Annotated in this window: 1 protein-coding gene; it reads left to right on the top strand. The window is 51.1% G+C overall.

From position 1 onward, the window contains the following. Positions 1-229: hypothetical protein (locus tag FQ664_RS27680; RefSeq protein ID WP_218570461.1), on the top strand; the 229-nt coding region annotated here is incomplete at both ends.

Raw genomic sequence — 229 nt, 5'->3', positions numbered from 1 at the left:
GCCTATAAACAAGCCCCATGGCGACGCCAGATTCAAATTGTTGGCGCCTTCATGTTGGTTTTGGTCATTGTCGCCACAATCGCTGGGCTCTACCTTTCCATTAGCGGTCGTGCAGCCGCTGCTGGACGTCGCATTCAGCAGTTAGAAATGCGCGAGCACGCTTTGAATCTCGAAATCAACGACCTACGCAGTCACCTCGCGAAAATATCTTCTTCTATCTCGCTTAACG

Origin of the sequence: Pseudomonas persica (assembly GCF_900291015.1) — a bacterium.
Classification (GTDB): Bacteria; Pseudomonadota; Gammaproteobacteria; order Pseudomonadales; family Pseudomonadaceae; genus Aquipseudomonas.
The sequence above is the reverse complement of the archived record's forward strand: the minus strand, read 5'-3'. Positions and strand labels throughout refer to the sequence as shown.